General features: G+C 77.0%; 3 protein-coding genes. All 3 read left to right on the plus strand.

The window, feature by feature from the left end:
• Positions 1-23 precede the first annotated feature (23 nt).
• The 3 genes from HHX31_RS34100 to HHX31_RS04475 are packed head-to-tail and all read left to right on the plus strand — an operon-like array spanning position 24 to position 15,833.
• The gene (locus tag HHX31_RS34100; RefSeq protein ID WP_169945210.1) at positions 24-10,583 is read left to right on the plus strand and encodes a type I polyketide synthase; all 10,560 of its coding nucleotides are present in this window, start codon (positions 24-26) and stop codon (positions 10,581-10,583) included.
• A complete protein-coding gene (locus tag HHX31_RS04470; protein ID WP_169945212.1) occupies positions 10,576-13,935 on the plus strand; it encodes a type I polyketide synthase in 3,360 nt (1,119 codons plus the stop codon). Before HHX31_RS34100 ends, HHX31_RS04470 begins: the two co-directional genes overlap by 8 nt.
• A complete protein-coding gene (locus tag HHX31_RS04475) occupies positions 13,932-15,833 on the plus strand; it encodes an HAD family hydrolase (RefSeq protein ID WP_169945214.1) in 1,902 nt (633 codons plus the stop codon). Before HHX31_RS04470 ends, HHX31_RS04475 begins: the two co-directional genes overlap by 4 nt.
• Positions 15,834-15,928 lie beyond the last annotated feature (95 nt).

Genomic DNA, 15,928 nt, shown 5'->3' on the forward strand with positions numbered 1-15,928 from the left:
TCAGGACGGAGAGCGGTTCATCCATGGCGAATGAGGACAAGCTTCGCGACTACCTCCGGCGGACCACGGCCGACCTGCTGCGCGCCCGCGCGGAGCTGGAGCGGCTCGAACAGGCCGAGCACGAGCCGCTGGCGATCGTCGCGATGGCCTGCCGCTACCCCGGCGGCGTGCGGACGCCCGAGGACCTGTGGCGGCTGGTCGAGTCGGGCACCGACGCGATCACCCCCTTCCCCCGGGACAGAGGGTGGCCCCTCGACGAGCTGTTCGACCCCGACCCGGACCGGGAGGGCACGAGCTACGCCACCGAGGGCGGGTTCCTGCACGACGCGGCGGACTTCGACGCGGAGCTGTTCGGCATCAGCCCGCGCGAGGCCCTGGCCGTCGACCCCCAGCAACGCCTGCTCCTCCAGGCCGCCTGGGAGGTGTTCGAACGGGCCGGGCTCGACCCGCGCGGGCTGTCGGGCGAGCGGATCGGGGTGTTCGTCGGGGTCATGTACTCCGACTACGGCTCCCGGCACGTGCGCGCCCCGGAGGGATTCGAGGGGTTCATCGGCACCGGCAGCGCGGGGAGCATCGCCTCCGGCCGTATCGCCTACGCCTTCGGCCTGCAGGGGCCGGCCGTCACCCTGGACACGGCGTGCTCGTCGTCGCTGGTCGCCCTCCACTACGCCGCGCAGGCCGTCCGCCGGGGGGACTGCGACCTGGCCGTGGCCGGAGGCGCGACCGTCATGGCGACCCCCGGCACCTTCGTCGAGTTCAGCCGCCAGCGCGGGCTCGCCCCCGACGGCCGGTGCAAGGCGTACGCCGCGGCGGCCGACGGCACCGGCTGGGCCGAGGGCGTCGGCCTGCTGCTCGTGGAGCGGCTGTCGGAGGCCCGGCGCAGGGGCCATCCGATCGTCGCGGTCCTGCGCGGCAGCGCGGTCAACTCCGACGGTGCGAGCAGCCGCCTGTCCGCGCCCAACGGCGCGGCGCAGCAGCGGGTAATCAGGGCCGCGCTCGCCGACGCCGGTCTCGGCCCGGAGGAGGTGGACGCGGTCGAGGGCCACGGCACCGGCACCGGGCTCGGCGACCCCATCGAGGCGAACGCGCTCATGGAGGTGTACGGCAGGGCCCACCCGGAGGGCGATCCGGTCTGGCTGGGCTCGCTCAAGTCGAACATCGGGCACACCCAGGCGGCCGCGGGCGTCGGCGGCGTCATCAAGATGGCGCTGGCCATGCGGCACGGCGTGCTCCCCGCGAGCCTGCACATCGACGAGCCCACCCCGCACGTCGACTGGGCCGCCGGCGGTCTCGCCCCGCTCACCGCCGCCCGTCCCTGGCCCGATCGGGACCGCGCCCGCCGGGCCGCGGTGTCCTCCTTCGGCATCAGCGGCACCAACGCCCACGTGATCGTCGAGCAGCCACCGGCCGAGACCGGGACGCCCTCCCCTCCGGGGGAGCCGGGCGAGGGGGAAGCCGGCGCGATGGACGCCCTCCCGGCGGCGGCCCTGTCCTCCGAGGAGGTCGCGTCCGGCCTGGAGGCGTCCGGCGGCGGGCTGCCGGTGGTGTGGACGGTCTCGGGGCACACCGAGGCGGCCCTGCGCGCCCAGCTCGGCCGGTTGCGGCAGTGGGCGGAGGACCACCCGGGAGCCGACCCCGCCGACGTCGCCCACACGCTGCGTACGGCGCGGGCCGATCTCGCGCACCGCGCGGCCGTGGTGGGGACGGACCTGCGAGGACTCACGGGAGGGCTGGCCGCGCTTGAGGAAGGTTTACCGTCCCCGCATGCCGTGGGAGGGGAGGCGAAGGCCCCGGCGCGGCCGGTGTTCGTCTTTCCCGGCCAGGGGTCCCAGTGGGCCGGGATGGCCCGTGAGCTGTTCGCCGCCTCGGAGCCGTTCCGGGAGGAGATGCTGCGCTGCGCCGCCGCCCTCGCCCCGCACGTCGACTGGGACCTCGTCGAGGTGGCGACCTCCCCCGAGGGCGCCGCCGCCGACCTGCTGAACAGGGTCGACGTGGTGCAGCCCGCACTGTTCGCGGTGATGGCGTCGCTGACCGCCGCGTGGCGCTCCCTCGGCGTGGAACCGGCCGCGGTGGTGGGCCACTCCCAGGGGGAGATCGCGGCGGCGTACGCGGCCGGGGTCCTGGACCTGGCCGACGCCGCGGCCCTGGTCGCTCGGCGCAGCCGCGCCATCGCGGACATCGCGGGCGGCGGGGCGATGGCGTCGGTCGAGCTTTCGGCCGGTGAGCTCCGCCGCCGCTTCGGCGACCTCGACGGCGTCGTGGTCGCGGCTCTGAACGGGCCCGTCTCCACCGTCGTGTCGGGCGAGGCGGGCGCGGTGCGCGAGCTTGTCGATCGGTGCGAGGCCGCGGGCGTACGGGCCCGGCTCGTGCCCGTGGACTACGCGTCCCATTCGCCCGCCGTGGAGCCGTTGCGCGACACCCTGCTCGCCCGCCTCTCGGGGATCCGCCCCCGGTCCGGCGGGACGCCCTTCTACTCGACGGTGGTGGCCGGTGAGCTGGACGGCGCCGCGCTCGACGCCGCGTACTGGTACGACAACCTGCGCGAGCCCGTGCGGCTCAGCGAGACCGTGGCCGCCCTGATCGCCGCGGGCCACCGGTGCTTCCTGGAGATCAGCCCGCATCCGGTGCTGGCGGCGCCGCTGCGGGACACGGCCGAGGAGACCGGCGTCGAGGCGGACGTCGTGGCCACGCTGCGCCGCGACGACGGAGGGCTCGACCGGCTGCTCACCTCGGCCGGATCGCTGTTCGCGGCCGGCGTCCCGGTGGAGTGGGGGCCCTTCACGGCCGGGCGGGTGCTCGACCTTCCCACGTACGCCTTCCAGGAGCGGCGGTACTGGCTGGACGCCGTGACCGCCGGGCCGTCCGGCCTCCCCCCGACGGGCCACCCCGTGCTCGGCGTCGCCGTCGAGGACGCCGCGGGGCGGCGGGTGCTGTTCTCGGGCGCGCTGCCGGCCGGGGGATGGGCGCGGCAACACCGGCTGGGGGAGCGCCCGCTGCTCCCCGGAAGCGCGCTGGTCGAACTGGCGCTGGCGGTGGGCGAGCGGGTCGGCCTGCCCGTCGTGGCGGACGTCACGCTCGTCGCCCCGGTGGAGACGGCGGGCCCGGTCCAGGTGCAGGTCCAGGTGCAGGCCGACGTGCAGGCAGAGGTGGAGGACGCGGTCGGCGGCGCGACCTTCACGGTCCACGCCAGGACGGGGGAGGGCGACGCCGCCGGCGCCTGGCGGCCGCACGCCTCCGGCTCTCTCAGCGCCGGGAGTCACCCCGAGGTCGCACGGCCGGACGGTTCTCCCGGCGAGTGGCCGCCCGAGGGCACGGAGCCGATCGACGTGGCGGCCGGGTACGACCGGCTGGCCCAGGCGGGGGCGCACTACGGCCCCGCCCTGCGCGCCGTGCGCGCCGCCTGGCGACGGGACGGCGAGGTGTTCGCCGAGCTGGCCGCCTCCGCTCCGCCGGCCTCGGCCCCCGCGTCCGGCAGCGCCGCCGCCTCCGCTCCGGCACGCCCGGCCGCCTCTGAAGGGGGCGCCCCGGCGCAGGCGGCGCGCGAGGAGGGTTTCGCGGTGCATCCCGCCGTGCTGGACGGCGCCGTGCAGGCCGCCTTCCTGGACCGCGTGACGCGGGACGACGGCCCGTCCGAGGTCGTCGTGCCCTTCGCCTGGAGCGGGGTGCGGGCGTACGCCCCGGCCGGCGGTCCCCTGCGGGCGCGGCTGGGCAGGACCGGTCCGGACACCTTCACCGTGCTTCTCACCGATCGCGACGGCAGGGTCGTGCTGACGGCCGACGAGGTGCGCGTACGAGCCGCACCGGCGCAGGCCCACAGCGAGGCGTCCCCGGCCGTCTCTCCGGTCCTGTCCCCGGCGCTGCGGCTGAAGCCCCTGGAGAGACGGACGGCCGCGGACGACGATTCTCCCGCGACGCCCGCCGGGGCGTACGCCGCCCTGGACGGCCTGAGCGCGCGGGAACGGGAGGATCGCCTGCTCGAACTGGTGTCCCGGGCGGTCGCCGGGATCCTCGGCTACGACTCGGCGGGGGAGGTGCGTCCCGACCGGCCCTTCCGCGACCTCGGGCTCGACTCCCTGACCGGCGTGCGACTCCGCGACCACCTGGGCCGCACCCTCGGCCTGCGCCTGCCGAGCACGCTCGTGTTCGACCATCCCACTCCGCGTGCCCTGGCCCGCCATCTGGGCGAGTCGCTGACCGAGGCCACCATCGCCGGGGCCCCGGCGGTCCCGGAGCGGCGCGGCGGCGAGGCGGCGGAGGAGCCCGTCGCGATCGTGTCCATGGCCTGCCGCTATCCCGGCGGCGTCACCACCCCCGAAGAGCTCTGGGCGCTGCTGGAGGCGGGCGGTGACGCGATCGGGCCGTTCCCCGCCGACCGCGGCTGGGACCTGGCGGGGCTGTTCGACGACGACCCCGACACCCCGGGCACGTCCTACGCCCGCCACGGCGGCTTCATCCACGACGCCGCCGACTTCGACGCCGGCTTCTTCGAGATGAACCCCCGGGAGGCGCGGGCCGCCGACCCGCAGCAGCGGCTGCTGCTGGAGACGTCGTGGGAGGCGTTCCAGCGCGCCGGCATCGACCCGGCCCGCCTGCGGGGCTCGCGCACCGGCGTCTACGTCGGCCTCATCTACACCGAGTACGGCGCACGGGCCCAGGACGACCCCCGCGAGCACGGCGGGTACCTCGGCACCGGCAGCGCCGGGAGCGTGGCGTCCGGCCGGATCGCCTACACCTACGGCCTGGAGGGTCCGGCGATCACGGTCGACACCGCGTGCTCGTCCTCCCTCGTCGCCCTCCACCTCGCCGTACGGGCGCTGCGGGACGGGGAGTGCGACCTCGCCCTGGTCGGCGGCGCGACGCTCATGGCCACGCCGGCGACGTTCGTCGAGTTCAGCCGCCAGCGCGGGTTGTCGCCCGACGGCCGGTGCCGGGCGTTCGCGGACGCGGCCGACGGGACGGGCTTCAGCGAGGGTGTCGGCCTGCTGCTCGTGGAGCGGCTGTCGGACGCGCGGCGCAACGGCCACCCGGTGCTCGCCGTCGTGAAGGGGACGGCCGTCAACCAGGACGGCGCGAGCAACGGCCTCACCGCCCCCAACGGCCCCGCCCAGGAGCGGGTGATCGAGGAGGCGCTGCGCGCGGCCGGGCTGTCCCCGGCCGACGTGGACGCGGTCGAGGCCCACGGCACCGGCACCACGCTCGGCGACCCGGTCGAGGCGCGGGCCCTGCTGCGCGCGTACGGCGCGGCCAGGGGCGACCGCCCGCCGCTGCGGCTGGGGTCGCTCAAGTCGAACATCGGCCACACCCAGGCCGCGGCCGGGGTCGGCGGCGTCATCAAGATGGTCCTCGCGCTGGAGCACCGGACGCTGCCGCGCACGTTGCACGTCGACGGCCCGTCGCGCCACGTGGACTGGGACGCGGGCGGGCTCGAACTGCTCACCGAGGCCGCGCCCTGGCCCGCCGGGGACCGCCCGCGGCGCTTCGGCGTCTCGGCCTTCGGCATGAGCGGCACCAACGCCCACGTGATCGTCGAGGAGCCGCCCGCCGCGGATGCCGTACCCGAGGCCCGGCCGGAGCCGGCGCCCGCGGCCGCGGTCCCGCTGGTCCTGTCGGCCAAGTCGCCGGGAGCGCTGCGCGGCGAGGCGCGCAAACTGGCCGAATACCTGGAACGCCACCCCGGCGTCCCGCTGGCCGACGTCGCGGCGGAACTGGTGCGCACGAGGGCCGAGTTCGGGCACCGCGCGGTCGTCGTGGCCTCGGACATCGGGGAGGCGGTCGAGGGGCTCGCCGCCGTCGCCGGGGGGACGCCCGCCGCGACCGCCGTCACCGGCCACGCCAGGCGGTCTCGGCGGCCCGTCTTCCTCTACCCCGGGCAGGGCGCGCAGTGGGACGGCATGGCCCGGGCGCTGACCGAGGAGTCGCCCGCCTTCGCCGCCCGCATCGCCGAATGCGCCGCCGCCCTCGACCCGGTCACCGGGTGGTCCCTGCGGGAGGCCCTGCTCGACGGCGCCGACCTGGGAAGGGTGGACGTCGTCCAGCCCGTCCTGTGGGCCACGATGACCGCCCTGACCGCGGTCTGGGAGTCCTTCGGCGTACGGCCCGCCGCGGTCGTGGGGCACTCCCAGGGTGAGATCGCCGCCGCGCTCACGGCCGGGGCCCTGTCGCTGGAGGAGTCGGCGGCGGTGGTGGCGCTGCGCAGCCGCGCGCTGCGGGCGCTGTCCGGCGGGGGAGCGATGCTGTCGGTGGCCGCTCCGGCGGACGTGGTCGACGAGGCGATCGAGGCGACCGACGGCGAGGTGGCCGGGATCGCGGTGGCCGCCATCAACGGGCCCGCCGCGACCGTCGTCGCGGGGGCCGCGGGAGCCGTGGACCGCCTGCGGCGCGAACTGCGGGAGCGGGGCGTGCGTGTCCGGCTCGTCGACGTGGACTACGCCTCGCACTCTCCCCAGGTGGAGCCGCTGGAGACGGAGCTGCTCGAGGTGCTGCCGGAGCCCGCGCCGCCGGCGTACACGGCCGACGTCTTCTCGACGGTGACCGGGGAGAGGGTCGATCCCGCCGGGGAGCCCGGCTTCGGACGGCCCGCGTACTGGTACCGCAACCTGCGCAGCCCGGTGCTGCTCCAACCGGCCGTGGAGGCGGCCCTCGCGGCAGGGCACGAAGTCTTCATCGAGGTCAGCCCGCACCCGGTGGTCGGCATGGGGGTCCAGGAGATCCTCGACGCGCACCCGGAGGCCCGCTCGCCCGCCGTCGTCGGCACCCTGCGGCGGGAGGACGGCGGGCTGCGCCGCGTGCTGGTCTCGGTGGCCGAGGCCTGGGTGAACGGCGTGCCGGTCGACTGGGGAGCCCACCTGTGCGCCGGGCCTTCGGGCCGCGCGCCGCGGCCGATCCCCACCCTGCCCACCTATGCCTTCGACCGGCGTCGTCACTGGCTGGACGCGCCGGTCCGGGCCGCGGCCGCGGCCGTGCCGGGGGCCCGCCGGGCCGCCCACCCGCTGCTGGACGCCGTGCTGCGGCCGGCCGGGGAGGACCGGGTGCTGCTGCTCGGCCGTCTCGGGCTCGGCGACCACCCCTGGCTGGCCGACCACGCCGTGGAGGGCACGGTGCTGGTGCCCGGCGCGGTGCTCGCGGAACTGGCCGCCTTCGCGGGAGAGACGGTGGGCGCGCCGCGCGTGGACGAGCTGACCCTGGTCCGGCCGCTCGTGCTGGAGCCGTCCGGCGCGGCGGAGATCCAGGTGACGGTGGGACCGGCCGATCCGGACGGGCGGCGCGAGGTCGGCCTGCACGCCCGGCCCGCCTCCGGCCCCGACGCCGCGGACGACCCTCTCGGCGCGCCGTGGACCATCCACGCCGCCGGCGTCCTCACCCCCGCCGCGCCCACGTCCGTGCCCGCGGGCCCGGACGTGGGCTCCCTCGCGGAGACGTGGCCACCCGCGGGGGCCGTCCCCCTGCCCGTCGACGGGCTGTACGAGGACCTGGAGGCGAAGGGCTACCGTTACGGCCCGGCCTTCCGGGGTCTGCGGGCGGCGTGGCGGACCGGGGAGGACGTCGTCGCGGAGGTGTCCCTGGACGCCCCGGCGGGGTTCCGCCTCGCCCCCACGGTGCTGGACGCCGCCCTGCACGCCCTCGCCCCCGCCCGCCTGTTCCCCGACGACGGCGCCGTACGGCTGCCCTTCACGTGGCGGGGCTTCACCCCGCACGGCCGGGCTCCGGAGACCGTCCGCGTGCGGCTGCGCCCGGCGGGCGACGACGCGGTGGTCGTCGAACTGGCCGCCGCGGACGGCACGCCGGTGGCGTCGGTGGACGCGGTGACGTTCCGCGCGGCCGACCCGGCCGACCTCGCCACGGCCTCCGGCGGAGACTCGCTGTACGAGCTCGTCTGGGAACCGGTGATCCCCGGCTCCGGCGTCCCGCGCGAGCATGCCTGGGTGCTCGGCGCCACGGACGCGGACTTCTCCGGCCTGGACGCGGCGCTCGCGGCCCTGGACGCCGGAACGCCCGCCCCCGGGGTGCTGGTGATCACCGCACCCTCCGCTCCACCTGACGGCTCCGTGCCGGAGGCGGTCAGGACCGCCCTGCTGGAGGTGCTCGGCACGCTGCGGCGCGGCCTCGCCGACGCCCGGCTCGCCGGGACGTTGTTCGCCGTACGCACCAGGGACGCGGTCGCCGCCGCTCCCGGCGACCCCGTGGACGCGCTCGGCGGCGCCGCCGTCTGGGGCCTCGTACGAAGCGCCCAGAGCGAGGAGCCGGGCCGGATCGTCCTCGTGGACGACGGCGGCGCTCCGCTCGCCGCGGTGCTCGACGCCGCCGCTGCCGGGGAGCCGCAGACCGCGCTCAGGGACGGCCGTCCGCTGGCGCCCCGGCTGGCCCCGCGCCGCCCCGGCCTCGTACGGCCGAGCGGCGGCTGGCGACTGGAGGCGGGGGAGGGCGGCGTCGCCGAGGACCTCGTGTGCCGGCCCGTGGAGGACCGGCCGCTCGGGCCCGGCGAGGTGCGGGTGGCCGTGCGGGCCGCGGGCCTCAACTTCCGCGACGCGATGCTGGTCCTCGGCATGTACCCCGGCGCCGCCGACCTCGGCACCGAGGGCGCGGGCGTCGTCCTGGAGGTCGGCGACGGCGTCACCGGCCTCGCGCCGGGAGACCGCGTGATGGGGCTCGTCGCCGGCGGCATCGGGCCGCGGGCCGTCACCGACCACCGTCTGCTCGCGCCGATCCCCACGGGGCTCACGTTCGCCCAGGCGGCGACCGTGCCCGCGGTGTTCCTCACCGCCTACTACGCATTGCGCGACCTCGCCGCCGCGCGGCCCGGTGAGCGGCTGCTCGTGCACTCGGCGGCGGGCGGCGTGGGCGGCGCGGCCGTCCAGCTCGCCCGTCACTGGGGGCTCACCGTGTTCGGCACCGCCAGCCCCGCCAAATGGCCGCACCTGGAACGGGCGGGGCTGCCGCCGGAGCGCGTCGCGAACTCGCGCGACCTGTCCTTTGCCGCGGCCGTCCGCGCCGCGACCGGTGGCCGGGGCGTGGACATCGTGCTCAACTCGCTGGCGCGCGAGTTCGTGGACGCCTCGCTGGGGCTGCTCGCGCCCGGCGGCCGCTTCGTCGAGATGGGCAAGACCGACGTGCGCGACCCCGGCGAGATCCGCGACCGGCACGGCGTCCTCTACCGGGCCTTCGACCTGGCCGAGGCCGGGCCGGACCGGATCGCCGCCATGCTCGCCGACATCGCGGGGCTCTTCGCCGAGGGCGTCCTCGCTCCGCTCCCGGTGACGGCCTGGGAGACCGGCCGGGCCCCCGAGGCCGTACGGCACCTCGGCCTCGGCCGCCACGTCGGCAAGGTGGCGCTGCGGATCCCCCGTCCACTCGACCCCGGGGGGACCGTCCTCGTCACGGGCGGCACGGGCGGCCTGGGACGCCTGGTCGCCGCGCACCTGGCCCGGCGGCACGGCGTAAGGAACCTGCTGCTGGTGAGCAGGCGGGGGGAGCGGGCGCCGGGAACCGAGGACCTGCGCGCGGAGCTGGACGGGCTCGGGGCGCGGCTGACGGTCGCCGCCGCCGACGTCGCTGACCGCGCCGCGCTGGCCCGCGTGCTCGGCGAGGTCCCCGCGGAGCGGCCGCTGACGGCCGTGGTGCACGCGGCCGGCGTCCTCGACGACGCCACGCTGGCCGGCCTCGACGCCGAGCGGCTCGACGCCGTGCTCCGGCCGAAGGCCGACGGCGCCTGGCACCTGCACGAGCTGACGCGCGACCTCGACCTCGCCGCGTTCGTGCTGTTCTCCAGCGCGGCCGGGATCGTCGGCAGCGCGGGGCAGGCGGCCTACGCGGCGGCCAACGTCTTCCTCGACGCACTGGCCGCCCTGCGGGCCCGCGAAGGGCTCCCGGCGACCTCCGTCGCGTGGGGCCTGTGGCGGTCCGACAGCGCCATGACGGGCGGGCTCTCGGCGGCCGGCCGGGCCAGGATGGCCCGCTCCGGCCTGCTGCCGATGGCGCCGGAGCACGCACTGGCGCTGCTCGACGCGGCGCTGGACGCGGCCACCCCGGCCCTGGCCGCCGTGCGGCTCGACCCGGCGCGGCTTGCGGCCGTGCCGGACCTCGCCGCGCCGCTGCGCGGGCTCGCCCGCGCGGTCGCACCTCGGGCCGGCGCTCCGGCGGGGACGGCCCCCGACCTGCCGGGCCTGCTCGCCGCGGCGGACCCCGCGCGGCGGCGCGCGCTGGTGTACGAGACGGTGCTGCGGTGCGTCGAGGCCGTGCTCGGCCGGGCGCCGGGGGACGACGCCGGCGAGCAGCGCAGCTTCCGGGAGCTCGGGCTCGACTCGCTGACCGCCGTCGAGCTGCGCAACCGGCTCGGCAAGGCGACGGGCCTGCGGCTGCCGGCCACCGTGGTCTTCGACCACCCGACCCCCGACGCACTGGCGGAGAACCTGCTCGGCCGCCTGGCCCCGGACGGCCCCGGCGGCCCGGACGACCAGGAGCCGCCGGTCCCGGCGCTCATGGCTCCCCCCGCCCCCGCGACCGGCGGGGAGATCCCGGCGACCGCGGCGGAGCTGTTCCGGTTCATCGACTCCGAGCTCCGATCCGAGGGACGGCGGCATGTCTGACGAGAAGCGACTGGTCGAGTACCTCCAGTGGACGACCACCGAGCTCACGCGGGTGAAGCGGGAACTGGCGGCCCTGACCGAGCCAGAGCCGGTGGCCGTGGTGGCGATGGCCTGCCGGTTCCCCGGCGGAGTCCGCTCGCCGGAGGACCTGTGGCGGGTGGTCGCCGAGGGTGCCGACGCGGTGGGAGAGCCGCCGGACGACCGCGGCTGGGACCCGGCGCTGCGCGAGCACACGAGAGCAGGGGGGTTCCTCGACGACGCGGCGGGCTTCGACGCCGCCTTCTTCGGGGTCGCGCCGCGCGAGGCCGCCGCGATGGACCCCCAGCACCGCCAGCTCCTGGAGGTGTCGTGGGAGGCCATGGAGCGGGCCGGCATCCTGCCCGCCTCGCTGCGCGGCAGCCGGACCGGCGTGTTCACCGGGGTCATCTACCAGGACTACGCCCCGCCCCTGGACGGCGTGCCGCCCGAGGCCGAGGGCTACCTGATGACCGGGAACGCCACCAGCATGGCCTCGGGCCGTCTGGCCTACACCTTCGGGTTCGAGGGGCCCGCCCTCACGGTGGACACGGCGTGCTCGTCCTCGCTCGTCGCGATCCACCTGGCCGTACGGTCGCTGCGGGCGTCCGAGTGCGACCTGGCGCTCGCCGGTGGGGCGACGGTCATGGCCACACCCCGGGTGTTCGTGGAGTTCGCCCTGCAGGGCGGGCTCGCCGCCGACGGCCGGTGCAAGGCGTTCTCCCGGTCGGCCGACGGCACCGGCTTCGGCGAGGGCGCGGGGATGCTGGTGCTGGAACGCCTCTCCGACGCCGTGCGCGCGGGCCACCCGGTCCTCGCCGTCATCCGCGGGTCGGCGATCAACTCCGACGGGGCGAGCAACGGCATCACCGCGCCGAGCGGCCCCGCCCAGCGCAAGGTGATCGAGGCGGCCCTGCGGGCGGCGGGACTGTCCCCGGCGGACGTGGACGCCGTCGAGGCGCACGGCACCGGGACGGCGCTCGGCGATCCCATCGAGGCGGGCGCCCTCATCTTGGCGTACGGCACGGCCCGGGGACGGCGGGAGCCCCTGTGGGTCGGCTCGGTGAAGTCGAACCTGGGACACACGCAGGCCGCCGCCGGGGTGGCCGGGGTCATCAAGATGATCCAGGCGCTGCGGCACGAGACGCTTCCGGCGACCCTGCACGCGGACGAGCCGTCCGCGCTGGTCGACTGGGACGAGGGCAGGGTGGCCCCGCTGACCCGGCCCCGGCCCTGGCCGAGGACCGACCGGCCCCGCAGGGCGGGTGTCTCCTCCTTCGGCATCAGCGGGACCAACGCCCACGTCGTCGTCGAGGAGCCCCCGGCCCCGAAGCGGGACGGAGAGGCCGCCGCGGGGCCGCCTTCCGGACCCGGCGAGCGGCCGCGGGCGGAACCGGGCGCGGAGCCGGTGGCGATCCCCTGGGTGCTGTCGGGCCGGTCTCCCGAGGCGGTCCGCGCCCAGGCCGCACGCCTGCGCGACCTGCTGCGCGCCGGAGGCGCGCTCGGGGAGCCCACGGCCGATCTCGCGGCGGTGGCGCGGACGCTGATCGGCGCCCGCTCGTCGTTCCGCCACCGGGCGGTGGCGACCGGCGCCGACGCCGCCGAGCTGTCCCGGGATCTGGCCGCGCTGGCCGCGCCCGTCGCGCCGGTCGGCACCGCCCGGCCGGCCCCCGCGGTGGCCTTCGTCTTCTCGGGTCAGGGCACCCAGCGCCCCGGCATGGGACGGGAGCTGCACCGGCGGTTCCCCGCGTACGCCGAGACGTTCGACGCCGCCTGTGCCGCGCTGGACCGCGCGCGCGGGCGGCGCGGCGCGGACGGTCCGGGCGTGGCCGAGGTGGTGTTCGCCCCGGAGGGCTCGCCGGCGGCCGCGCTGCTGCGGCGCACCGAGTTCGCCCAGCCGGCGCTGTTCGCCACCCAGCTCGCCATGTTCCGGCTGGCCGAAGACCTGGGCGTGACCGGCGGCGCGCTGCTCGGCCACTCGATCGGGGAGCTCACGGCGGCGCACGCCGCGGGGGCCCTGTCGCTCGACGACGCGGCGTCCCTGGTCGTCGCCCGCGCCCTGGCCATGCAGGCGGCCCCGGAAGGCGGGGCGATGGTGTCGCTGCGCGCGCCGGAGCCGGAGGTCACCGCCTCGCTGAAGGAGGTGGACGGCCTGGTCGCGGTGGCCGCGGTCAACGGCCCCCGCTCGACGGTGATCTCCGGGGACGCCGCCGCCGTCCGCAAGCTGGCGGCCGGGTGGCGGGCGCGAGGGGTGCGCGCCAAGCCCCTCGCGGTGAGCCAGGCGTTCCACTCGCCGCACATGGACCCCGCGCTGCCCGGCCTGGTGGAGGCCGCCCGTGCCCTGACCGTACGGGAGCCCGCCGCCGTGCTGGTCTCCACCCGCACCGGGAGGGCCGCGACGAGAGAGGAACTGACCGCGCCGGACCACTGGGCCGCCCAGGTGCGTGAGCCGGTCCGCTTCCACGACGGGGTGCGGGCGCTGCGCGCCCTCGGCGTGGACACCTTCGTGGAGATCGGCCCCGACGCCACGACGGCCGGCATGGTCGCCGACTGCCTCGCGGAGGAGGGCGCCGAGATCGCCGCGATCCCATTCGTGCGCGACCCGTCGGACGAGGCCCGCTCGGTGCTGCGCGCGCTCGCCCAGGCGTACGCGCGGGGCGTCGCGGTCGCGTGGCCGAAGGTGATCGGCGAGGGCCCGGCCGCCGACCCGGCCGCCGTCCCGACCTACCCCTTCCGGCACGAGCGCCACTGGATCACCCCCTCGTACGGCGTCCGGGGCGGCTCGCCGCGGGAGCGGGAGCTGTGGCGCGCCGTGGACGACCTCGACGCCGAGCGGTTCGCCGCCCTCGTCGGGGGCGTCGCCGCGCCTCCCGGCGTCCTGGGGGAGGTGGTGGCGGCGCTGCGGCGCTGGCGGTACGGCGTGCGCGGGCAGGAGCCCGCCGAGGTTCCGGCCCCGGCGTCGTCCCCGCTCGACGGGGTGCCCGCCGCGGAGCGGCACGGCGTGCTGCTGACCATGGTGCTCGCGGCCGTGGACGGCGCCCTCGGACACGCCGTGGGAGCGGCCGGCCCACACGACGACCTCACCCAGGCGGGCATCACCTCCTTCGGCGCGCTGGAGATCGCCGGGCGGATCTCCCGCGAGACCGGCGTGAACGTCCCGCCCGGCCTGGTGCTCGACCACCGCACGGCCCACGATCTGGCGGCCCGCCTGAACGAGCTGCTCGCCTCCCCGCCCGCCGAGAGCGCTTCGGCTTCCGATACCCCCTCGCCTGCCGGGATCGTCTCGCCTCATGAGGCCGCCGGACGATCCGAGCACGACGCCATGGAGCCCCGATGACCACTGACACCGCCGCCGCCCTCGCGCGGCTGCGCGGGCTGCACCGGGACGGGGCGCTCGCCGAGCGCTTCGACGAGGTGGGCCCGCTCCTCGCCGCGATGTCCGCCGAGGATGCCGCCCGCGCGGCGCGGCTGCTCGCCCGCGCCGACCTGGACGCCGCCCGTGAGCTCCACCCGCGGCTCCCGGCCGTGCGGGTGACCGTCACCGGGCATGGCACGCTGGAGGCGCTGCGCGTCGGGCTCGTCGGCGAGCTGGCCCGGCATGGATACGTGCCGTCCGTCCGGCTCACCGGCTTCGGCTCGTACGTCTTCGAGCTGGGCGACCCCGGCAGCGAGCTGTACGCCGAGCGGTCCGACCTCGTGGTCTGCGTGCTCGACCACGCGACCGTGTTCGACGAGGTGGGCGTGCCGTTCACGGCCGAGGACGTGGAACGCGTGCTCGCCGGGAAGCTGGCCCTGTGGCGGGGGCTGGCCGCGCGGTGGGGCGAGAGCGGCTCGGGGGCGCTCGTGCTCAACACGGTGCCGCTGCCCCGCCTGTGGCAGGCGCGGCTGCTCGACCACAGGTCGCGGGCCCGGCTGGGCGCGGCCTGGCGCCGGGCCAACGCCGAGCTGCTGGAGCTCGGCGCGTCCGCCGGCCGGGTGGTCGTCGTGGACGTCGACCCGCTGCTGTCGTCCGCGACGGAGCTGAGCGACCCCCGCTTCGAGACCTACGCCGGGGCGCACCTGTCCGACGGGCTGCTCGGCGCGTACGCGCGGGAGCTTGGCCACCTTGTCAGGGCGAGGACCGGGCGGGCCAGGAAGGTGCTCGCCCTCGACCTGGACGGAACGCTGTGGGGCGGGATCCTCGGCGACGACGGCGTGGAGGGCATCGAGGTCGGGAACGGCCCGCGCGGCGAGGCCTTCCGTCGTTTCCAGGGGGTGGCGAAGCAGCTCGCCTCCCAGGGCGTGCTGCTCGCCGCGGTCAGCAAGAACGACCGGGACACGGTGCTCGCCGCCCTGCGCGACCACCCCGGCATGCTGCTGCGCGAGGACGACTTCGTCCGGGTCCTGGCCGACTGGGGTCCTAAGCCGGTGAGCCTGCGCGCGTTGACGGAGGGCCTCAACCTGGGCGGCGACAGCGTCGTGTTCGCCGACGACAGCGTCCACGAGTGCGCCGCGGTCGCGGCCGAGCTCCCGGAGACCGTCGTGGTCCACCTGGGGGACGACCCGGCGCTGCACGCGACGACGCTGCTCGCCGACGGGTGGTTCACCACGACCGAGGTCACCGCGGAGGATCGGGCGCGGACCCGCCGCTACCAGGAGGAGACGGCGCGGTCGGAGTTCCTCGCCGCCGCAGGCTCGGCCGAGGAGTTCCTGGCCGGCCTGGACGTGTCCGTACGGCTGGCCCCCGCGGAGCCGGGGGAGGCCGCCCGGCTCTCCCAGATCACGCTGCGGACCAACCAGTTCAACCTCACCACCGAGCGCCTGCCGCCGGAGGAGGTGCGGGAGCGGGCGGAACGGCCGGGCTCCCGGGTGCTGGCGATCTCGGCGGCGGACCGCTTCGGGAGCAACGGCGTGGTCGGCGCGCTCTTCCTGCGCGCCCGGCCGGACGGCCTGGTGATCGACAACTTCCTGCTGAGCTGCCGGGTCTTCGCCCGCGGCATCGAGCAGGCGGTGCTGTCGGCGGTGCTCCACGCGGCCCGGGAGGCCGGCTTCGCCGCGGTCCACGGCCGCTACGTGCCGACCGCCAAGAACGGCAAGGTCCGCGATCTCTACCCGCACTACGGCTTCACCCGGCTGGAGGAGGGGTCGCGTTTCGTCCACGACCTCGTCGAGATCGTCGGCGTGCCCGCCCATCTCACGCTGCGCGCCGAGGGGCGCGTCGTCCCGGAGGCGTCCCCCGAGGCGTTGACAATCTGAGGCAACCTCAGGTTGACTGTGCCGCGACGTAACGTGAGGAAACCTCCGGATACGCCCCAGTTGCCCCCCTGCATCACCCCTTGCGAAGGAGAGGA

It is taken from the genome of Microbispora sp. H11081, assembly GCF_012999535.1.
Taxonomy (GTDB): domain Bacteria; phylum Actinomycetota; class Actinomycetes; order Streptosporangiales; family Streptosporangiaceae; genus Microbispora.

Excerpts from the sequence above, each read along its gene's own strand:
- HHX31_RS34100 (WP_169945210.1), top strand. The coding sequence starts at position 24 with ATGGCGAATGAGGACAAGCTTCGCGACTACCTCCGGCGGACCACGGCC.
- HHX31_RS04475 (WP_169945214.1), top strand. The coding sequence starts at position 13,932 with ATGACCACTGACACCGCCGCCGCCCTCGCGCGGCTGCGCGGGCTGCAC.
- HHX31_RS04470 (WP_169945212.1), top strand. The coding sequence starts at position 10,576 with ATGTCTGACGAGAAGCGACTGGTCGAGTACCTCCAGTGGACGACCACC.